This is a genomic window from Mycobacterium sp. NGS41 (assembly GCF_059812725.1).
Window position 1 is genome coordinate 102320 of the sequence record NZ_JCALDF010000003.1, and the last position, 20730, is coordinate 123049.

General features: G+C 63.9%; 19 protein-coding genes. 14 read left to right on the plus strand and 5 right to left on the minus strand.

The genetic code is table 11. The features are described from left to right. Nucleotides 1-93: 93 nt before the first annotated feature. The gene (locus tag AC5Y21_RS04350; protein WP_499909775.1) at nucleotides 94-549 is read left to right on the plus strand and encodes a DUF5994 family protein; all 456 of its coding nucleotides are present in this window, start codon (nucleotides 94-96) and stop codon (nucleotides 547-549) included. Between the two features lie 63 nt (nucleotides 550-612). On the opposite strand, the gene AC5Y21_RS04355 is transcribed toward AC5Y21_RS04350, so the two are convergent. Then, nucleotides 613-2127: a wax ester/triacylglycerol synthase domain-containing protein gene (locus AC5Y21_RS04355; protein ID WP_499909777.1), complete on the minus strand. Its 1515-nt coding sequence runs from the start codon at nucleotides 2125-2127 to the stop codon at nucleotides 613-615. Between the two features lie 413 nt (nucleotides 2128-2540). On the opposite strand from AC5Y21_RS04355, the gene galT reads away from it, so the two are divergent. Genes galT through AC5Y21_RS04375 form a run of 4 tightly spaced genes read left to right on the plus strand, consistent with a single transcriptional unit; the run spans nucleotide 2541 to nucleotide 6301 of the window. Beyond that, a complete protein-coding gene (gene galT, locus AC5Y21_RS04360; RefSeq protein WP_499910172.1) occupies nucleotides 2541-3635 on the plus strand; it encodes a galactose-1-phosphate uridylyltransferase in 1095 nt (364 codons plus the stop codon). Beyond that, nucleotides 3632-4738, plus strand: a complete 1107-nt coding sequence (locus tag AC5Y21_RS04365) for a galactokinase (protein WP_499909778.1) — start codon at nucleotides 3632-3634, stop codon at nucleotides 4736-4738. The genes galT and AC5Y21_RS04365 overlap by 4 nt, the downstream gene beginning before the upstream one ends. Beyond that, nucleotides 4731-5486 carry a Mut7-C RNAse domain-containing protein gene (locus AC5Y21_RS04370; RefSeq protein ID WP_499909780.1) on the plus strand — a complete coding sequence of 252 codons (756 nt, stop codon included), beginning with the start codon at nucleotides 4731-4733 and terminating at the stop codon, nucleotides 5484-5486. Before AC5Y21_RS04365 ends, AC5Y21_RS04370 begins: the two co-directional genes overlap by 8 nt. Nucleotides 5487-5545: 59 nt before the next feature. Further along, a complete protein-coding gene (locus AC5Y21_RS04375) occupies nucleotides 5546-6301 on the plus strand; it encodes a class I SAM-dependent methyltransferase (protein ID WP_499909782.1) in 756 nt (251 codons plus the stop codon). On the opposite strand, the gene AC5Y21_RS04380 is transcribed toward AC5Y21_RS04375, so the two are convergent. The 4 genes from AC5Y21_RS04380 to AC5Y21_RS04395 all read right to left on the minus strand — a co-directional run bounded on the left by AC5Y21_RS04380 (nucleotide 6279) and on the right by AC5Y21_RS04395 (nucleotide 10892). Continuing rightward, nucleotides 6279-6770 carry a hypothetical protein gene (locus tag AC5Y21_RS04380; RefSeq protein ID WP_499909784.1) on the minus strand — a complete coding sequence of 164 codons (492 nt, stop codon included), beginning with the start codon at nucleotides 6768-6770 and terminating at the stop codon, nucleotides 6279-6281. The two genes, AC5Y21_RS04375 and AC5Y21_RS04380, sit on opposite strands and share 23 nt — an antisense overlap. A 78-nt stretch (nucleotides 6771-6848) precedes the next feature. Then, on the minus strand, nucleotides 6849-7535 hold the full coding sequence (gene lpqN / locus AC5Y21_RS04385) for an envelope biogenesis lipoprotein LpqN (RefSeq protein WP_499909786.1): 687 nt from the start codon (nucleotides 7533-7535) through the stop codon (nucleotides 6849-6851). A gap of 445 nt (nucleotides 7536-7980) precedes the next feature. After that, entirely contained in the window at nucleotides 7981-10356 is a 2376-nt protein-coding gene (locus AC5Y21_RS04390; RefSeq protein ID WP_499909788.1) for a lysylphosphatidylglycerol synthase domain-containing protein, read from the minus strand. 86 nt (nucleotides 10357-10442) lie between these two features. Further along, nucleotides 10443-10892, minus strand: a complete 450-nt coding sequence (locus tag AC5Y21_RS04395; RefSeq protein WP_499909790.1) for a hypothetical protein — start codon at nucleotides 10890-10892, stop codon at nucleotides 10443-10445. A 105-nt stretch (nucleotides 10893-10997) separates the two neighbouring features. On the opposite strand from AC5Y21_RS04395, the gene AC5Y21_RS04400 reads away from it, so the two are divergent. From AC5Y21_RS04400 to AC5Y21_RS04440, 9 genes are all read left to right on the plus strand, one after another. Continuing rightward, nucleotides 10998-11948, plus strand: a complete 951-nt coding sequence (locus tag AC5Y21_RS04400; RefSeq protein WP_499909792.1) for a class I SAM-dependent methyltransferase — start codon at nucleotides 10998-11000, stop codon at nucleotides 11946-11948. A 2-nt stretch (nucleotides 11949-11950) separates the two neighbouring features. Next, nucleotides 11951-12898, plus strand: coding sequence for a class I SAM-dependent methyltransferase (locus AC5Y21_RS04405; protein WP_499909795.1), 948 nt, complete (start codon nucleotides 11951-11953; stop codon nucleotides 12896-12898). A gap of 116 nt (nucleotides 12899-13014) precedes the next feature. After that, nucleotides 13015-13734: a FadR/GntR family transcriptional regulator gene (locus tag AC5Y21_RS04410; protein ID WP_499909797.1), complete on the plus strand. Its 720-nt coding sequence runs from the start codon at nucleotides 13015-13017 to the stop codon at nucleotides 13732-13734. Then, a complete protein-coding gene (locus AC5Y21_RS04415) occupies nucleotides 13731-14528 on the plus strand; it encodes an MlaE family ABC transporter permease (protein ID WP_499909800.1) in 798 nt (265 codons plus the stop codon). Before AC5Y21_RS04410 ends, AC5Y21_RS04415 begins: the two co-directional genes overlap by 4 nt. After that, complete coding sequence (locus AC5Y21_RS04420) at nucleotides 14529-15398, plus strand: MlaE family ABC transporter permease (RefSeq protein ID WP_499909802.1); 870 nt, start codon at nucleotides 14529-14531, stop codon at nucleotides 15396-15398. Nucleotides 15399-15403: 5 nt separating this feature from the next. Further along, nucleotides 15404-16618, plus strand: a complete 1215-nt coding sequence (locus tag AC5Y21_RS04425) for an MCE family protein (RefSeq protein ID WP_499909804.1) — start codon at nucleotides 15404-15406, stop codon at nucleotides 16616-16618. Beyond that, the gene (locus AC5Y21_RS04430; protein ID WP_499909806.1) at nucleotides 16615-17646 is read left to right on the plus strand and encodes an MCE family protein; all 1032 of its coding nucleotides are present in this window, start codon (nucleotides 16615-16617) and stop codon (nucleotides 17644-17646) included. Before AC5Y21_RS04425 ends, AC5Y21_RS04430 begins: the two co-directional genes overlap by 4 nt. Then, entirely contained in the window at nucleotides 17643-19175 is a 1533-nt protein-coding gene (locus AC5Y21_RS04435; protein ID WP_499909807.1) for a virulence factor Mce family protein, read from the plus strand. The genes AC5Y21_RS04430 and AC5Y21_RS04435 overlap by 4 nt, the downstream gene beginning before the upstream one ends. Next, nucleotides 19172-20668, plus strand: coding sequence for a virulence factor Mce family protein (locus AC5Y21_RS04440; RefSeq protein WP_499909809.1), 1497 nt, complete (start codon nucleotides 19172-19174; stop codon nucleotides 20666-20668). Before AC5Y21_RS04435 ends, AC5Y21_RS04440 begins: the two co-directional genes overlap by 4 nt. Nucleotides 20669-20730 lie beyond the last annotated feature (62 nt).

The window sequence follows — 20730 nt, forward strand, 5'->3', positions numbered from 1 at the left end:
TGGGTCGCCGAAACGCCGAAGGCCAAGCGGCGCTGAGTAATTCCGCCGTCCATGTGATTTTGGCCCACTCGCGGCTGAGGACAGGAGCGTCAGATGACGACACAAAGAGACAGAACTGCCGCTGGCAGCAACCAGTCAGGGCCGGAGCACACACCACGTCTGCGGCTAAAGCCCAAGGCGCCTACCACTGGGTATGTCGACGGGGCATGGTGGCCGCACAGTAATGACCTGCTAACTGAACTGCCGGACCTGTTGGCAGTGTTGTCGGTACGGCTCGGCCCTATTGACCAGGTGATGTACAACCTGGCCGAATGGGCGCAAGCCCCGAAAAGACTGTCGGGTGACCGGCCCGCGGTGCGACTCGCCGGCTACTACCGGCAACCCGTCAGCACGATCGAAGTATGCGGCGTGAACGGCGACAGGATCGTCCTGCTGGTAATACCCGCTGAGTCCGATCCAAAAAGCGCACACGATGCCATGATGGCCGCGGCAACTCGAGATGACGCCTCGACGGTCAACGGCCTACTCGCGACGAGAGCGCAAACGTGAGAAGCCCCACCAGCGTCGTTGTCGTCGAATAGTGTTGGCATGGTTCAGGATCGGCATTCAGCGTCACCGATAGCGTCGGGTATGTGAGCGTTTCTCGACGTGTGATGTCATCTCTGTGACCACGGAACGGCCTTGGCCGCGGGGGGACTTTTGTGCGGCGGCCACCAGTAGATTGATTGAGTCGGCGATGCCGGTGGCCAGGTCGTCGACCCCGGGGACATTGTCGGGGCAAACGCACAGGCACAGATCTATCACATCCGTGCGGGAGGTAAAGGTGATGCTGAACCCCCCTTCCAGTAGGGGCGTGACGGTGTGCGTACCGACGACTCTGGCGCCGGCACAGAAGTCCGCCGTGTTACCGGAAAGGCCGGATTGGTACGACACACTTCCGTGGCAGTTAGATGCGTTCAATCCGCCCAGTCCATTTCGGGCGTACGGCTGCGTAGCCGTGTTGGTGGCACGAGCACGTGCCAGCGACATCAGCGTCGCGAAATCGGTTAGCACATCGTCTGTTTCGAGTTCCTCCCTGCGGGCTGTAGCCAGCCTTTCGGTCGCGGTATGGAGGTTGGTGAGAATCTGTACGGGATCGTCGAGCTGCACCGGAAGGCGAAGTAGTCCGATAATCAACGGGTTTGCGGCCGTGACCGGGCCAGGGGCCAGCGGCGACAACGGCACCCGGACCAGCAGAGGATCCGCTGGTACCGAGTCGTAATGCTGCAGCCAAGCGCGCAGAGAAAGCGTACAAGCAGCCAGCAAGACATTCACGGCGCTGCCCCCGAAGGCGGTGCTGACCGCGTTCACATCTGTCCCTGAAACTGAGGCAAAGGCCAAAGCCCGACGCCGAGTTAGGGGTGCATTGAACATAGTCCGCGGCACGGGCCTGGTCATCGACGTCACGGCTGACGGAACCCTGTCGAGGCGGTCGTTGCTGCGCGCACGACGCCGAAACGCCCGCAGGGCGCCTACCGCAGCGCCGGCTATCAACCATGCGCCTGTGGCGTGAATTTCGACAATCTCGACCACCAAGTCTCTGACGAGCTCGCTAACAGACGGTGCTGAGCCCAGGGTCGTCTCGGCTGGCGTTTCGCCGGGCGCTTTCTCGTACGGACCTTCGGTCAGCAGACTCGACCAGACGGACAACGCGGCGTCGCTCCGCTCGCTCAGCACGGGCGACATCTTGATAGCCAACGCCCAACGCCCGCCGGCAAGCCCTTGGATGCTCCAGGCTTCCCACAACGGTTGATGTCGAGGTCGACGCTGCATGCTCAACTGCGCGATCAGAGCAGAGAACTCACGCGGACCGCCCGGAGGGCGAACCGCTGCGCGATGAGTTTGCGCAGTCGGATCGTAATCATCGATCTCCGCCCACACGGGCTGGCCCAAACCGAGTGGCTTGCCCACCAGTCGGCTGCGGAAGCGCGCCAGCTGCGGAAGCGATGCCGTTATCAGTTGATGGAGCCGCTCATGAGTGAGCCGATCGGACGCCTCGAGAATGATCAATGCGACAGCATGCGCCGATGTTTTCGAAGACTCAGCATGCAGCGATGCCGTGTCGGGCTTAGACAGACGGGTAATCATCGGCTTGCCGCCTCGCAGTTTTCAGGCAGTGCGGGACGATAGTTGCCGCTCGGCAAAGGTCGCCTCATAGTTTCATGTGTGTTAGTCCAAAAGTTCTGAATCTCATCAAGATTGGGTCATCACGTGTCATTGCGCTTGGCGCATGAACAGATGCGGTAACAGACATCACTTAACGTCACCATGGCGCTCCCGTCTTCACCCGATCGCCAAGTATTCGAATCGGCGACGACGCGACAAACCGATAACGCAGGAAGTACCGCCGACATGGTGAGCCTACGCCTTCGGCGGCCGGTGCGGGGGACGATGAGCCCGTCAACGCTGCAACCGGTCCTTTCTCGTATGCTAAAAAATCACATGGTTACTCCAGTAGCGTCGCGGCGGCCAAGCTAGTCTTCGACGTCGTGAAAGAACCAATGCGGGCAAAGCTGGCCGATGGCCGTGACCTGCTGTTCTTTGCGTTGCCCGGGCACTGTCCAGCGCCGGTCGCGGACCGCAGGCCGCTGCCGGAGCGCGACCCGGACCAGTCACAGTTGCGGTTCGACCGGTCGACGGGACAGTGGGTGATCGTCGCCGCGTTGCGCCAAGACCGCACCTACAAGCCGCCTGCCGACCAGTGCCCGCTGTGTCCCGGTCCGACCGGGCTTACCAGCGAGGTGCCCGCCCCCGACTACGACGTGGTCGTCTTCGAGAACCGGTTCCCGAGCTTGTCCGGGGCCTTCGAACCGGCAACCGCGCCCAACCCGCTGCCGGCCGGTGACGGCTTCGTGTCCGCCCCGGGCCGCGGCCGGTGCGAGGTGATCTGCTTTTCCAGCGACCACTCCGGGTCGTTCGCGGATTTGAAGCCGGCGCAGGCCCGGTTGGTCGTCGACGCGTGGCGGCACCGCACTGCCGACCTGATGGCCGCACCGGGCATCGAGCAGGTGTTCTGTTTCGAAAACCGCGGCGAGGAAATAGGGGTGACGCTGACTCACCCGCACGGACAGATCTACGGTTACCCCTATCTGACGCCGCGAACCGCGACCATGTTGGGGCGGGCGCGTGAACATCGACTGTGCCACGGCGACAACCTCTTTGCCGAACTGTTGGCACGCGAGATCGCCGACGGCCGGCGCGTTGTGGCGCGCACCGAGCACTTCACTGCGTTCGTGCCGTTCGCGGCGCGCTGGCCCGTCGAGGTACACATCTACCCAAACAGGTTCGTGCACAACCTCATCGATTTGGACGACGACGAGTTGGACGGATTCGCGCAGATCTATCTCGACGTGCTGAGGCGGTTCGACCGGATGTATGCCCCCGCTTTTGGTCCGCTGCCGTATATTTCGGCGCTGCACCAGTTCGCCGCGACCGGCGCCCAGGCCGACGGCTATTTCCACGTCGAGTTGATGTCGATCCGACGCAGCGCCACCAAGCTGAAGTATTTGGCGGCCTCCGAATCTGCGATGGAAGCGTTCATCAGCGACGTCACGCCCGAGAGTGTGGCTCAGCGGCTAGGGGAGCTCGGACCATGACGAGCATCCGATACGCCGCTCCGGGGCGGATCAACCTGATCGGCGAGCACACCGACTACAACCTCGGGTTCGCATTGCCGATCGCGCTACCGCAACGCACCGTGGTGACTTTCACCCCCGACCGCAGCGATGCGATCACAGTACGCAGCGATCGCGCGAACGACGCGGTGCGCATTGCGCTCGGCACCGCTCCCGATGACCCCAGCCGCATAGACGGCTGGGCAGGCTACGTGGCCGGGGTGATGTGGTCACTGGGTAAAGCCGGCTACCCGGTTTCCGGCGGCGCGATGTCGATCACCAGCGATGTGGAGATGGGGTCAGGCCTGTCTTCCTCGGCTGCGCTGGAATGCGCTGTGCTGGGCGCGATCGCGTCGGCCGCCGGTGTCCGGATCGACCTCATCGAACAGGCGCGGCTCGCCCAGCGTGCCGAAAACGACTACGTCGGCGCCCCAACGGGTTTGCTTGACCAGCTGGCCTCGTTGTTCGCCGAGCCGTCGACGGCAATGCTGATCGACTTCCGCGACCTCAGTGTGCAGCCGGTGGCGTTCGATCCGGACGGTTGTGGTGTTGTGCTGCTGCTGATCGACTCGCGGGCCCGCCACCGTCATGCCGGCGGCGAATATGCGGCTCGACGCGCATCGTGCGAGCGAGCGGCCGCCGATCTCGGGGCGTCGTCACTGCGGGAGGTTCAAGATCGCGGACCCTCGAACTTGGCTGCGGTGACCGACCCCGTCGACGCCCGTCGTGCCCGTCATGTGCTGACCGAGAACCGGCGGGTGCTCGATTTTGTTGCCGCGCTGAGTGATTCGGACTTCACCGAAGCCGGACACATCATGATCGCCTCGCACACATCCATGCGTGACGATTTCGAAATCACTACGGAACACATCGATCTGATTGTCGACACCGCGGTCCACGCGGGTGCTGTGGGCGCGCGGATGACCGGCGGCGGATTCGGTGGCTGTGTGATCGCCCTGGTGCCGCGCGACCGAGCGGATGTGGTGGGTGAGGTAGTGCGGCAGGCAGTGTGTGATGCGGGGTTTGAGCAGCCGGTGATCACCCGAACCCGCGCAGCCGCGGGCGCGGGACTGTGCGGTGAATGAGCCGGGCTCGTATGTGGAGGTTCGGGCATACGCCGAACTCAACGACTTCCTGGCACCCGAGTCGCGCGGTGTCATGGTGCGCCGCCCGTTCCGGAGCCATCAGACGGTCAAGGATGTGTTGGAAGCGATGGGAATTCCGCACACCGAGGTTGACCTGATTCTGGTAAACGGATCCCCGCAAGGCTTCGGCCACCGCCCGAGCGCCGGCGACCGCATCGCTGCCTATCCGATGTTCGAATCGCTGGACATCGGGCCGACGGCCCGCCTGCGTCCGGTACCGTTGCGCGATCCACGGTTCGTCGTCGACGTGAACCTCGGCAGGCTCGCGCGGCTGCTGCGCGTGCTCGGCCTCGACGTGTGGTGGTCGAGCCATGCTGATGACCCGACCCTGGCCGATATCAGCCTGACCGAGCAGCGGATCCTGCTGACCCGCGACCGCGGACTGCTGAAGCGCAGGGCCATCACGCATGGCCTGTTTGTGCACTCTCAGCATCCCGAGCAGCAGGCGCTCGAGGTGATCAGACGACTGGACCTGAAGCAGCGGTTGGCGCCGTTCACCCGATGCTTGCGGTGCAACGGCACGCTGACCGCCGTCTCCAAAGACGAGGTGATCGACCAGCTAGAGCCCCTGACCCGCCGCTACTACCAGGACTTCAGCCGCTGCTCAGGGTGCGGGCGCATCTACTGGGCCGGGTCACATCACGCAAGGATGGTCAGCTTCGTCGAGCGACTGCGCGATGTGCTCTGATCTCGGCTCTGACGCGAATACGATCACAGCCGAGGTCCGCTACCGAAAGCCGGCACATCATGGTCACCGATTACAACCAAGGCCGCATCGCCGAGCAGTATCAACAGGCTAAAGCTCAGGCTTGGCGCTCGCGCATCGAGAGCTACTCCTTCCTGAAGCTCATTGGCGATGTCCGAGGCCGCAGAGTGCTTGACGTCGCTTGTGGCGAAGGCCATTTCACCCGAATGCTGCGTGAAGCCGGGGCGGCGTCAGTGGTGGGAATCGACATCTCCGAGCGGATGATCGAGTTGGCTCGCGAGCAGGAAGCAGCTCAGCCACTGGGTATCGAATATCGCGTCGAAGACGCCCAAACGGTGGCCGAGCAAGCGGAATTCGACCTCGTGGTCGGCGGCTTTGTACTAGTGCACGCACGCTCCCGCGCCGAACTCGCCCAAATGTGCCGGGGTCTGGCCAGCCGGGTCCGGCAGGGCGGTCGGTTTGTCACCGTAACCACCAACCCCGGCGTGTACGACTTCAACCCGCTGCCGGACTACCGCAAGTACGGCTTCGAAATGGCGCTCGGCGACCGAGCATACGATGGTGCGCCGATCAACTTTACTCTGCTGCTTGAGGATTCAACGCTGGACATCAAAAACTATTATCTTCCGATCGCGGCCTACGAGTCCGCTTTCGCGCAGGTGGGTTTCGGGGAATTCGCGGTGCACATGCCCGAACTGTCGCCTGTCCCAGACGAACAGACTGGCTATTGGGACGATTTCCTCAAGTACCCCATCCTCGCCCTGATGGAGTGCGTCAAACCTGCTGCGCCGGCGTGAACCGGATGGCTGCCAGTTGCATCCGGTCGATCGCCTCGGCGAATTCGTTGAGCGTCGGTATCCGTTGCTCGCGGAATTTCAATCCCATCATCCGCTGCGCACGCTTGACGCCGTAGCCTTGCGCGCACTTCAGGTAAAGGCCGGGCACCGTGGCGCTGTCACGGACGAGTTCGCCGCGCATCGCGGTGGTCTTTCCGTCGTAGACGACCTGGGCAGGCGCGCCGTCGCGGAAGTTGTGCTTCCACGGCGCGCCGGCCAATGCGTAGAGATCGCCGTCGATCACGTGGGCGCTCACCGGAATTGTGAACTGGCGGCCTGTCTTTCGTCCGCTGAAATTCAGCACCATCAACTGCTTGCCGAGCGGCCCCGCCAGCGGGGTACGCAGCAGCGCGCTCAGGATCGGGTTGACCAGACGGAGTAGAGCCGACGGTGGATGCCCGACATCGATCGCATACGACTGTTCTGCCATGCCCACACCGTAAGGCCAACCGGCTTCGGTAGCAGGGGATTGGGAACTTCGGCGAAAAGCGGCGCTCCTGCGGCTAGATCAAAGGCTGATCGTCGTTTGTTCGTCGATCACGTTGGTGGCATCCATCAACGGCCCTTGTTCACTTTCCAGGGAGTCGGCGTTCAACTGCAGCACGAACACCGCATCCCCGCTGGGAATTACTACAGTCTTCTGCGCGATGGACCGCTTCTTCCCGTTCTTCTCGTAGGTTCCGCCCAGCTGCCACGCCTGGAATCCGCTGAGGGTGGACGCGCGTCCGGTGTCGGAGCCTTGGTATCCCGGCAGATTCTGCAATTCGCCCGGGGCGTATTCGATGATCTTGGCCTGGTCGACGTTACCGGTGAGCTTGGCAACGAGCGCCACGATGGTGGGTGGGTCGTTGGGCTCCGCGGGCTGGCCGAAAACGATGCCGCCGTAGGGCGCGTCGGCGCTTTCGTTGAGCAACTGCCAACCCGCGGGTACCGGCAGGTTGATGGTGGGAGAGCCGGGATCGCCGTGATGGACCGGGGTCTCGGTAATTTTGTTGTCTCTGACGTAATCGGCGATGGTGTACTTGGCGCCCGCCGGTGCGGTGCTGGTTGCCGACGTGGTTACCGTCGTCGTTGACGTCGAGGTCGACGTGGATGTGGACGTTGATGTCTTCGTTTCGGGCTTGTTGTCAGAACCGCAACCAGCAAGCATCAGACTCAGCGCCACAGTCGCGACAGCCGCCGTGAAGTACTTCATCAATTGCATCTCCAAATAAGGAGCCGGCACCTGCTTGGCCGGGTCGGAACTGAGAGTAACTCAACAGTCGGCGCGGCATTATTACAATTCTCGTGCAATTAATTCCGGCGCCGAGCAGGTGTAAAAGGGGGGTTCCAAAATAGGCGCATTCAGCCGTGCGCCGGAGGTCGCGGAATGTGTGGAGGCCGGTGTGTCGCCAGCTCCGCCCGGCACTTGAATGCCGCGGGGGAGGATGTGACCTCTTGTCCAGCTATCAGCGACAAATGCGCTGCCGTGCAACGGTTGTCGCAATATGGCCGACATACGCGGACCCGCTGTGACTAGTGGGACTTACGGTGAACACGCGCCTAACCGGTGGGGCCGTGCCAGCGATACCGCCGTTTTGATGCGGACCGCGCCAATTTTGGTGCAGCCCGAAAGCGCCCATTTCACACAAAGCGAGCGTTTAAATCATCTCGTTGCGGGTCAGCCAGCGCATGACCGGCCAGCCGACGAATACCGGTATCCAGCAGGTGAGCACCCGATAAAGCAGCACCGACGGCACGCCGACGGCCGCAGGTACGCCGAAGGCGGCCAGACCACCGATCAGCGCCGCCTCCACCGCCCCGACCCCGCCGGGCGTCGGGGCGGCCGAGGCAAGTGTTCCGCCGACCATCGTCACCACGGTGACGGTGACGAACGTCGTGCCGCCACCGAACGCTTCGACGCTGGCCCACAGTGCCAGCGCCGCACCGAGAGTCGTTCCCGCACAACCAAGCAGGATCAGAGCGAGTCGCTTCGGCTCGCGTGCGAGTGCGAGCAGGTCCTGCGTCACCTCCTGCAGCTTCGGCCGTACCGCCGTCGCCAGCCATTGCCGCAGTTTGGGCACCAACAGGAAGGTGCCGACAATGCCCAGTGTCACGCCCGCAATCAGGTACAGAACCGTTGCGCCAGGGACGAAATGCCGCAGGTCGGTGGACGCGCCCGCGGCGGTGCTGAACAAGATGAGCAACACGACGTGAACGATCACCTGCACCGACTGTTGCAGCGCGACCGCCGCGGTGGCGCGCAGTGTGTTCAGACCGCCCTTTTGCAGGAACCGGGTGCTGAGCGCGAGCCCGCCGACCCCGGCCGGAGTGGTGGTCGCCGCAAAAGTGTTGGCTATCTGCATGATTGACAGCTTCCAGAAGCTCACCAGGCCGTCGGCACAGGCCCACAACGCACCCGCTGCACCGACATAGGTCAACGCTGACACCGCCAGGCCCAGCAGCGCCCACCACCAGTTCGCTTTACTCAGCTCGGAGAAGAAGGTCGGCACGGTGCTGATGAATGGGTACGCCACATAGACCAGCGCTCCCAGCAGCACCAGTTGGATGACCTGGCTGCGGGTGAACCGCGTGATGGTTTCGGTCTTGATCTCGTCGGCGCCCGATTGGCGCTTGACTTCCGCTCGGGTGTTGGAGATGACGGTGCCCGCGTCGGAAATTGATTCCCGGATCCTTTTCGGCACAGCCGATTTGGTGAGCCGACGGGAGGCGGTCAGGATGGTGTTCCTGCCGAACACGTCGATCGCCGCCGCCACCGCGGATTCCGCGTCATACAGCGCTGAAGTCGTCACCAGTAGTTGGGCGATGTCGGACTGGAGTTGGGCGTCGGTGGCTCCGTACTCGGCGCTGCCGAAGCCACCGAAGAGCACGGTGCCGTCGTCGACGGTGATCTCGTGGCCGCGCAGGTCGCCGTGGGAGATCTGGTGGTCGTTGAGGATTCGCAAGGCCTCCCAGACGCGAGCGACTGGCGGCTGGTCCGGCCCTTCGTCGAGCGGAATCCCGCGAATGGGTTGATGCGCATACAACGTCCACCCCCGGTCCAGCACCGCGACGGCGATCGTCGAAGTGTTGCCAACACCCGCGTCGTTGACGGCGATACACATCAGTGCGCGATGCTCGACGGCGCGGCGCATGGACGTGTGCAGCGGTGCGGTTTCGGTGCCGCGCAGCCGCAATTTCCGCCAGACTTGCCGCAGGGCACCCCCGCTGCGCTGGTGCGGGCCGTACAACTCGACTGCCGCGGGGGAAGCGGAATGCTCGCATGTCGCCGCGAGCACGAGCGGCCCCGGCCCCGCCGGCCGGACCACCCGCAGGCCGGTCACCAAGCAGCCGCGTCTGGTCAACGCGCGTACCGCACCGTCCAACGGCACCTCGAGCGCCGGCGTACCGACGATCAACACCACCAACGCGCCGACGAACCAGCCCACGCCCAAACCCAGCAGCGATCGGGCCGGGACCACCGCGCTGACAACGAGGTGGATCGGTACGAAGGCCAGCAGCAGAGCCCACCACCAGCGTCGCCACCGCGCCGGCAGCCACGGGCCCGACACCGTGAGCACCGCTGCGAGCATCGCGATCCAGCGCGGGTCGTCGAGGAACTGCGCCAGCACGGTTTGCAGCCGGTCGGAAAGGTCGAAGTGCCATCTGGGTGCCGCGATGCCGTTGCCGGTGATCGACAGCGGCAGAATGGCGAAGATTCCCGCGGCCGCATATGCGCCGAGCAATTTCCACTGCCGGGAGACGATCAAGCCGATCAAAATCATGAACGGCAACGCCAGAATTGCAATGCCGTAGCCCAGATACACCAGATCGGATTGGGTGCGGGTCAAGACCCCCACGATCGACGAGATGGATTTCTCCAGGTCCACCCACCGCGTTCGGGTGACCAGGTAGCTGACGATGATCACCGCGAGGAACAGCGTCGCCAGGGCGAGCCGGATGATGTCGTTGGTCCGTCGGGTCAGCGGTTGCAGCAAGCTGCCGGAAACGGTGATGTACCGACCGTCAACGCGCATGCTGCACGATCCCTTCGGGACCTTCCGGATCAGCCGCGTTATCAGCGGCTCGCCGACAACTTAACCGCATACCTCCATGGTCGTTGCTATATAGCCCCCAGCAACAAGACGGTCCAGGCCGCCGTGAGCAGAATCCCGTACGCGATCAAAAGGGCGAAGCCGATACGACGCGCTGCCGCGAAACTCCCTGAGGCAGAACTGGGTCGCCGCCGGAGGTAGGCCAGCAGCCCACCCAACGCCACGACCACCGGAACACTGATCCGCCAGCCAGCCACGACCAGTAGCGGGCCGTGGAAGAGGAACACGCCGAACGACGTGAGTATGGCTGCGAATGGCGACGTGAGCGAGTCGACGTGCGACACCGCGAGGCCGACAGCGAGCGCGACACCGGCAAGAAAACAAACCGCACTGGCCACCACGAAAATCGATATGACGACCCGGCTGAACGACGGCCATCGGCGAGGCGGGCCGACAGGCGGTGCGTAGTATCCGCCCACAAACCCCCGGCCCCACGGCGCCTGGTTCCACGACGTCATTGCGGTAGTCAATCATTGCGGTCGCCCGCACGGTATTCACAGCGCGTTCACAAGCGGCGCGCCTACGGTCGGTACATAGTTGTGCTAGCGAACTGGAGGGCGAGCGTGGCGAGAACTGAGAACGACACCTGGGAGATCACCGAGAGTGTGGGTGCGACGGCATTGGGCGTCGCGGCGGCTCGCGCGGCGGAAACCGAGAGCGAGTCGCCGCTGATCAGTGACCCGTTTGCACGGGTGTTTCTCGATGCCGCGGGGGAAGGCCTGTGGAACTGGTTCGCGACGCCCAACTTGCCCGCCGAGATTGCCGAGGCCGAGCCCGACCTTCAGCCGCGGATGCAGGGCATGGTCGACTACATGGCCGCGCGCACGGCGTTCTTCGACCAGTTCTTCCTCGATGCGACCCGCGTGGGGGTTTCTCAGGTGGTGATCCTGGCCGCGGGGCTGGACTCGCGTGCGTGGCGCTTGCCCTGGCCGGACGAGGCTGGCGCGGTCACGGTGTACGAGCTCGACCAGCCGCGGGTGCTGGAATTCAAATCGTCGACACTGCGGGAACACGGTGCGCAGCCGACGTGTCACCTGGTCACCGTTCCGGTTGACCTGCGCCACGACTGGCCGGAAGCGTTGCAGCAGGCTGGTTTTGACACCTCGAAGCCCAGCGCGTGGTCGGTCGAGGGGATATTGCCGTTCTTGCCGGCGGTCGCGCAGGAGCAGCTTTTCGAGCGCGTGCAGGCGCTGGGCGTCGCGGGCAGCCGGATCGCCGTGGAAGCGCCCGGGCCGGACTTTCTCGACCAGGACGCCTACGCGAGGCGTCGCGAGTCGATGCGACGCGTACGCGACTTAATGGCCAAACTGCGGCCTGAGGTCGACATGCCCGAGGTGGAGGATCTGTGGTATTTCGAAGAACGCGAAGACGTCTCCGATTGGCTGGGCCGCCACGGCTGGGACGTGAGGGTCACACCGGCCGAAGAGCTGATGGCTCGGTATGATCGCAGGCCGCCGAAGGACATCGAAGACGCCGCCCCGCACACTCTGTTCGTATCGGCGGAAAGGAAGTGAGCGTGACGAGAACCGATAACGACAGCTGGGAGATCACCGAGAGCGTCGGCGCGACGGCGCTGGGCGTGGCGGCTGCCCGCGCCGCGGAAACCCGAAGTGAGAACCCGTTGATCAGCGATCCGTTCGCTCAGGTCTTCCTCGATGCCGCCGGCGACGGAGTCTGGAATTGGCATACTGCGCCGCAACTGCCCAGCGAACTCATCGATGCCGAACCCGAGTTGCCGCTGCAGATGCAGTCGATGGTCAGCTATATGGCTTCGCGGACGGCGTTTTTCGACCAGTTTTTTCTCGATGCGACCGGCGCCGACATCAGCCAGGTGGTGATCTTGGCCGCGGGCCTGGACGCGCGGTCCTGGCGGCTGCCCTGGCCAGACGGCACGACCGTCTACGAGCTCGACCAGCCCAGGGTGCTGGAGTTCAAATCGTCGACGTTGACCGAGCACGGCGCACAGACGGCGTGCAACCGGGTGGCTGTCCCGGTGGACCTGCGGCAGGACTGGCCGGAAGCGTTGCAGCAGGCCGGCTTTGACTCCGGCGCGCCCAGCGTCTGGTCGGCTGAGGGCCTGATGCCGTACTTGCCGGCCGCTGCCCAGGAACTGCTGTTCGAGCGGGTGCAGGAGCTGACTGCCGCCGACAGCCGCGTGGCCGTCGAGGCGTTGGGTCCGAAGTTCCACGACCCGGAAGCTCGCGCGAAGCGTCGTGCGCGGATGGACCGGATTCGTGCATTCATGTCCGTAGTCGATCCCCAGCGAGAGATTCCCAGAACCGACGAGTTGTGGTACTTCGAGGAGCGCGAAGACGTCGGGGAATGGTTCCGGCGCCACGGCTGGGATGTGACGGTGACCCCGACCGACGACTTGATGGCCGGTTATGACCGGAAACCGCCGAAAGAGGTCGAGGACCAGATTCCGGGGAATTTGTTCGTGACAGCCCAGCGGACGGGAAGTTAGCCCTCCCGCATTTCGCACGGCTCCTGTCGGGACTGGTGCACACACCGTCGCGAAAGATTTGCGACACGCCGGTGGTCTGACCACTTTACTCGTGTCACACCAGCCACACTGGCCGCATGGTGGTGCAGCCGGTGCGCCGATCGGTGCCCGAACAGGTTTTCGAGCAGATCGCCACCGATGTGCTCAGCGGGGAGATGCGGCCGGGTGCGGCGTTGCCCAGCGAGCGACGATTGGCAGAGGTTTTCGGGGCGTCACGACCCGCTGTCCGCGAAGGGCTCAAACGGCTTTCGGCAGCCAGTCTGGTAGAGGTGCGCCATGGCGGCGTCACTACCGTGCGCGATTTCCGGCGGCACGCCGGCCTCGACTTGCTGCCCCGGTTGCTGTTTCGTGATGGCGAACTCGACCCCGCCGTTTTCCGCAGCGTTCTGGAGGCCAGACTGCGCATCGGTCCGAAGGTTGCGGAGCTCGCAGCCGAACATCACGGACCCGAGCTGCCTGAATTACTCGAGGATTCGCTGCGCGTCCTCGAGGCCGAAGAGAACCACCTCCAGTGGCATCGCGACACGCTCACGTTCTGGGATCATGTGGTCGACGGCGCCGGCTCAATCGTATTCCGGTTGATGTACAACGCTTTTCGCGCCGCGTATGAGCCGGCGCTAGCTGCCCTTGCCACCGCGATGGCCGGGGAGGCCAGGCACCCGGGTGCGTACCGGAAATTGGCCGTTGCGGTATGTGCCGGAGACTCCGCCGAAGCGAAACAAGTCGCCCACGACGTACTCGAACTCGCGAACACGACGTTGATGGCCGCACTCGACGGCACAGGGAGTCGGCGATGACCGCCCATACCGTGATCACCGCCTATCTGCGCGAGCAGATACAGCCCGGGATCGACGCGGTCGGCGGCTTCTACCGGACGTGTGTGCTGACCGGAAAAGCGTTGTTCCGAAGGCCGTTTCAATGGCGCGAGACGATCGAGCAGGGCTGGTTCATCACGAGCGTCTCGTTGCTGCCGACGCTCGCGGTCTCGATTCCACTGACCGTGCTCATCATCTTCACGCTCAACATCCTTTTGGCCGAGTTCGGCGCCGCTGACATCTCAGGCGCAGGTGCGGCGCTGGGTGCGGTCACGCAGTTGGGCCCGTTGACGACCGTCTTGGTGATCGCCGGCGCCGGATCCACGGCCATCTGTGCCGACTTGGGCGCCCGCACCATCCGCGAGGAGATCGATGCGATGGAGGTGCTCGGCATCGACCCCATCCACCGACTGGTTGTGCCCCGCGTCGTCGCCGCTACCATCGTCGCCACACTGCTCAACGGAGCGGTGATAACCATCGGCCTTGTCGGCGGCTTCCTCTTCGGTGTATTTATCCAACACGTTTCGGCCGGCGCCTACGTCAGCACACTCACTTTGGTGACCGGTCTGCCGGAGGTCCTCATCTCGGTGGTCAAGTCGGCCACGTTCGGAACGATCGCCGGCCTGGTCGGCTGCTATCGCGGGCTGACCACCAAGGGCGGTCCCAAGGGCGTCGGCGTCGCCGTCAACGAGACATTGGTGTTGTGCGTTATCGCGCTGTTCGCGGTCAACGTCGTGCTGACTACGATCGGCGTCCGGTTCGGGACGGGGCGCTAAATGTCGACGGCAACCGTACTGCGAGCACGCTACCCGCGGACAGCCGCCAACCTGAACCGCTACGGCGGCGGCACGGCCCGAAGATTCGAGCAGGTAGGGGTTTTCGCGCGGTTCACCCGGATGAGCTTGTGGGAGATCGGGTGGGCGCTGCGCCGCTACCCTAGAGAGACGCTGCGGCTCATCGCCGAGATTGGCATGGGCACCGGCGCGATGGCCGTCGTCGGCGGCACGGTTGCGATCATCGGTTTTGTCACGCTGTCCGGCGGTTCGCTGATCGCGATCCAGGGCTTCGCGTCGCTGGGCAACATCGGTGTCGAGGCGTTCACGGGATTCTTTGCCGCACTGGCCAACACCCGCGTCGCGGCACCCATCATCGCCGGTGTCGCGTTGGCCGCCACCGTCGGCGCCGGTGCCACAGCGCAATTGGGCGCCATGCGGATCAGCGAGGAGATCGACGCGCTGGAAGTCATGGGTATCAAGTCGATCTCGTACCTGGTGTCCACCCGCATCCTGGGCGGTCTGGTGGTGATCGGTCCGCTGTACGCGTTGGCGCTCGACATGGCTTTCACGTCGGGGCAGGTCGTCACGACCGTGTTCTATGGCCAATCGAACGGGACTTACGAGCACTACTTCCGCACCTTCCTGCGTACCGAGGATGTCGGCTGGTCGGTGGTGGAGGTCGTCGTCATGGCGGTGGTGGTGATGATCACCCATTGCTACTACGGGTACACGGCAAGCGGCGGCCCGGTCGGTGTCGGCCTGGCCGTCGGTCGATCGATGCGTTTTTCACTTGTCTCGGTGGTCGTTGTCGTCCTGCTGGCTCAGTTGGCGCTCTACGGTGTCGACCCGAACTTCAACCTCACGGTGTAGCCGCCATGACGACGCCGGTGACGCGGAAGTCCCGTCGCATGTGGGTCCTCCTGGAGGGTATGGCCCTGTTATTGGCCGGCGTGCTGGTTCTCGTATTGGTGTACCTGCAATTCCGGGGAGACTTCACACCGAAGACCGAGCTGACCATGGTGGCGTCCCGCGCCGGGCTGGTGATGGAACCCGGAGCGAAAGTCACCTACAACGGGGTCCAGGTCGGCCGGGTGGCCGGCATCTCGGAGATGGAGCGTGACGGCAAGCCCGCGGCCAAGCTGGTGCTGCATGTCAATCCGGAGTACCTCGAACTGATTCCGGTCAACGTGGTGGCCAACATCGAGGCGGCCACCTTGTTCGGCAACAAGTATGTGTCGCTCATCTCGCCGGAAAACCCTAAGCCGGAGCATATCTCGCCGGGAGACGTGATCGACGTGCGGTCGGTCACCACCGAGTTCAACACATTGTTCGAGACGATCACCTCCATCGCCGAGAAGGTGGATCCGATCGAGCTGAACTCGACATTGTCCGCGGTGGCGCAGGCGCTGGATGGGCTGGGCACCAACTTCGGTCAATCGATCGTCAACGGCAATCACATTCTGGACCAGCTGAATCCGCGGATGCCACAGGTCGGCTACGACGTGCGCCGGTTGGCGGACCTTGCCGAGATCTACGCGCGTTCGTCGCAGGATTTGTGGAGCTTTCTAGGCAACATCTCGACCACCGCGCACACGCTGACCAGACAACAGCATGACCTCGATGCCGCACTGCTGGCGGCCGTCGGCGCGGGCAAGACCGGCGAAGACATCTTCAACCGGGGCGGCCCGTATCTGGCGCGTGGGGCCGCCGATCTGGTACCTACCGCCGCGCTGCTCGACGAGTACAGCCCGGAACTGTTCTGCATGGTCCGCAATTTTCGCGATGCCGCGCCCAAGGTCGCGAACGCCGCCGGTGGCAATGGGTATTCGCTGGCGGCCGCCGGAACGATTGTGGGAGCGCCAAATCCCTATGTCTATCCGGACAACCTGCCGCGGGTGAACGCTCGCGGTGGACCCGGTGGACGGCCTGGGTGCTGGCAGCCGATCACCCGCGAGTTGTGGCCGGCGCCGTATCTGGTGATGGATACCGGCGCCAGCCTCGCGCCGTACAACCACTTCGAGCTCGGCCAGCCAATGTTCACCGAATACGTATGGGGACGCCAATACGGGGAGAACACGATCAACCCATGAAAATTACCGGTACAGCAGTAAAACTCGGCATCGTGTGGTTGGTTTTGTTGGTTTTCACCGTCACCATCATCGTCGTGTTCGGCCAGATGCGTTTTGACCGCACCACTGGGTACTCCGCGGTGTTCACCAATGTCAGCGGGCTACGGGAGGGGCAGTTCGTCCGCGCTGCGGGGGTGGAGGTCGGCAAGGTCGACAAAGTGACCCTGATCGACGGGGACAAGCGAGTACTGGTGAACTTCAACGTGGATCGCACGCTGGTGCTGGATCAGGCGACGACCGCGTCAATCCGCTATCTCAACCTGATCGGCGACCGCTACCTGGAGTTACAGCGTGGGTTCAGCGGCAAGAAGCTGGCCCCGGGAGCCACGATCCCGGTCGAGCACACCCAACCAGCGTTGGATCTCGATGCATTGATCGGCGGGTTCCGGCCGCTTTTCAAGGCGCTAGACCCGGAGAAGGTCAACAGCATCGCCAAGTCGATCCTTACCGTGTTCCAGGGGCGGGGCGCCACGATCAACGAAATCCTGGACCAGACCGCATCATTGACCGCAACGCTGGCCAGTCGGGACCAGGCGATAGGCGAAGTGATCACCCACCTGAACACCGTGCTGGCCACCACCGTCAAGCACCAGAAGGAGTTCGACCAAACAGTCGACAAGTTGGAAGTCCTGATCACCGCTCTGAAGAACAGGGCCGATCCTTTGGCCGCCGCGGCCGCACATCTCAGCAACGCCGCAGGAACTCTCGCCGATCTGCTGGCTGAGGACCGCCCGTTGCTACACAGCACTGTCGGACACCTCGAGGGCACCCTGGAGCCTCTGATCGGCCAGCTGCCGATTCTCGACGACGTGTTGGGCAAGTTGCCTGGCGCCTATCGGGTCATCGGCCGCGCCAGCGGTACATACGGCGACTTTCTCAACTTCTACCTGTGCGATCTGTCGTTGAAAGTCAACGGACTACAGCCTGGCGGTCCAGTACGCACCATCAAGCTCTTCAGCCAGCCCACTGGGAGGTGCACCCCGCAATGAGGACGCTGACCGAATTCAACCGCGGCCGCGTGGGGCTGATGGGCGTGCTGGTCACCGTCCTCGTAATTGGTGTGGCGCAAAGCTTTACCAGCGTGCCGATGTTATTCGCCACGCCAACCTATTACGCGCAGTTTGCCGACACGGGCGGCCTCAGCGCGGGTGACAAGGTGGAAATCGCCGGCGTAAATGTCGGTCTGGTGCGCTCGCTGGCGATCCGCGGCGACCGGGTGCTGATCGGCTTCTCGTTGGCCAGCAAGACGATCGGGACGCAAAGCCGCGTTGCCATCCGCACCGATACCATCCTTGGCCGCAAGAACATGGAGATCGAACCGCGAGGTTCAGAGCCGTTGCGGCCCAATGGCGTTCTGTCGTCTGCGCAGACCACAACGCCATACCAGGTCTATGACGCGTTCGTCGACGTGACGAAGGCGGCGACGGGCTGGGACATCGACGCCACCAAACGTTCGCTGAAAGTGTTGTCGGAGACGTTCGATCAGACTGCTCCGCATCTGAGTGCCGCACTCAACGGTGTCAAGACTTTTGCCGACAGCATCGGGCAGCGCGGCGAGCAGATCAAGCAACTGCTGGCGAATGCCAATAAGGTCGCGCGGGTGTTCGGCGACCGCAGCGGGCAGGTCAACGGCCTACTGGTGAATGCCAACACCCTGCTGGCCGCATTCAAGCAGCGCAGCCAAGCGCTGAGCATTCTGCTGAGCAACGTGTCTGAGGTGTCTACCCAGGTGACCGGCCTGATCAAGGAGAACCCTAACCTCAACCATTTGCTGCAGCAGTTGCGGACGGTCAGTGACGAGCTGGTAAAGCGCAAAAAGGATCTCGCCGACGTGCTGGTGCTGCTCAGCAGATACACCGCTTCCCTGACGGAAGCTGTCGGTTCGGGACCGTACTTCAAGGCGATCGTCGTGAATCTGCTGCCCTACCAGATCCTTCAGCCGTGGGTTGACGCGGCATTCAAAAGACGCGGCATCGACCCCGAGAACTTTTGGCGCAGTGCCGGGCTGCCGTCATTCCGGTTCCCGGACCCCAACGGCACCCGCTTCCCCAACGGTGCGCCGCCGCCGGCGCCCCCGGTGCTGGAGGGCACGCCGGCGCATCCGGGCCCAGCCGTCCCGCCAGGATCGCCGTGTTCGTATACGCCGTCGGCTGACGGCCTACCGCGGCCCGGAAATCCATTGCCCTGTGCGATGTCTGGTGAAGGACCATTCGGTCCCGCTCCGTTCGGCTTTCCGGCGCCGGTCGACGTGCAGGCGTCGCCCCCGAACCCCGACGGGTTGCCGCCCACTGCCGGTGCGCCGAGCGCGGGCCGGCCTGGTGCGCCGCCGCCGGCTGTGCCCGGCACGCCCGTGCCGCTGCCGGCGCACGCGCCTCCCGGCGCTCGCACGGAACCGCCGGGGCCGGTCGTCGGTCCCAACCCCCCGCAGCCGGCTGCGCCCCCGGCGCCACCGGGACCCGGACCGCAACTGCCGGCCCCTTTCATCACGCCCGATGGGACGGGAGGTAGCAACGGATGAGCACCATCTTCGACGTCCGCAAGCTTCGGCTGCCGAAAGTGTCTCGTACGGCGGTGATTGCCGGATCGTTGGTGCTGGTGTTGGCGGTCCTCGCCCTTTTCGTCGGCACGCAGCTCTACCGCAGACTCACCACCACGACGGTGGTCGCGTATTTCTCTGAGGCGCTTGCGCTGTACCCCGGCGACAAAGTTCAGATCATGGGTGTGCGAGTGGGTTCCATCGACAAGATCGAGCCGCTGGGTGACCGAATGCGAGTCACGTTTCACTACAGCAGCAAGTACAAGGTGCCCGCCAACGCGATCGCGTCGATTCTCAATCCCAGCCTGGTGGCCTCGCGCAATATTCAGCTGTCACCGCCCTACACCGGTGGGCCGGTGCTGAAGGACGGCGACGAAATCCCGATGGACCGCACCCAGGTGCCCGTGGAGTGGGATCACCTGCGCGAATCCATCAGCGGGATCCTGCGGCAGCTGGGTCCTACGGCGGAACAGCCGAAGGGGCCGTTCGGCGAGTTGATCGACTCGGCTGCGGACAATCTGGCCCGAAAAGGCAAACAGGTCAACGAAACCCTGAACAGTTTGTCGGAAGCGCTGACCGCGTTGAACGAGGGCCGAGGGGACTTTGTCGCGATCACGCACAGCCTTGCGCAGTTCATCGGTGCGCTGTACCAGAACGATAGACAGTTCACCGCTCTCAACGACAACCTGGCCCAGTTCACCGACTGGTTCACCAGATCCGACCATGACGTGGCCGACACGGTCAAGCACGTGGACGAGGTGCTGGGTACCGTCCGAAAGTTCGTGAGTGACAACGGATCCGTATTAGCTCACGATGTCAACAACCTCGCCGACGTGACCAACACGATCCTCCAGCCCGAGCCGCGCGACGGCCTGGAGACCGCACTGCACGTACTGCCCACCTATGCGGGCAACTTCAACAACATCTATTACCCGCTGCACAGCGCCCTGGTCGGCTTGTTCGTGTTCCCCAACTTCGCCAATCCTATTGAGTTCATTTGCAGCACAATCCAGGCCGGCAGCCGCCTGGGCTACCAGGACTCCGCCGAGCTGTGCGCGCAGTACCTGGCGCCGGTGCTGGACGCGATCAAGTTCAATTACCCACCGGCGGGCGTCAACTTCTTCACCTCGGCGGCTACCCTGCCGAAGGAGGTGGCTTACTCAGAGGAGCGGCTGCGCCCGCCTTCCGGATACAAGGACACCACCGTCCCAGGCATCTTCTCGCGGGATACCCCGTTCTCGCACCGCAACTCGGAGCCGGGCTGGGTCGTGGCGCCCGGGATGCAGGGCACGCTGGTTCAACCGGCTACGGTGAGCATGCTGACTCCCGAATCGCTGACCGAACTCATGGGTGGTCCCAACATCGCGCCCCCGCCGCCGGGAACCACCATGCCCGGACCACCGAATGCCTATGACGAGTCCAATCCGCCGGCGCCGCTGGGGTTCCCGCCCGTCCCGACAAGGTCCGGCCCGTGAGGCGCGGCGTGAGCGCGCTAAGCGTGAACGGCAAGCCGAACCGGTGGACCCTGAGCGCGGGG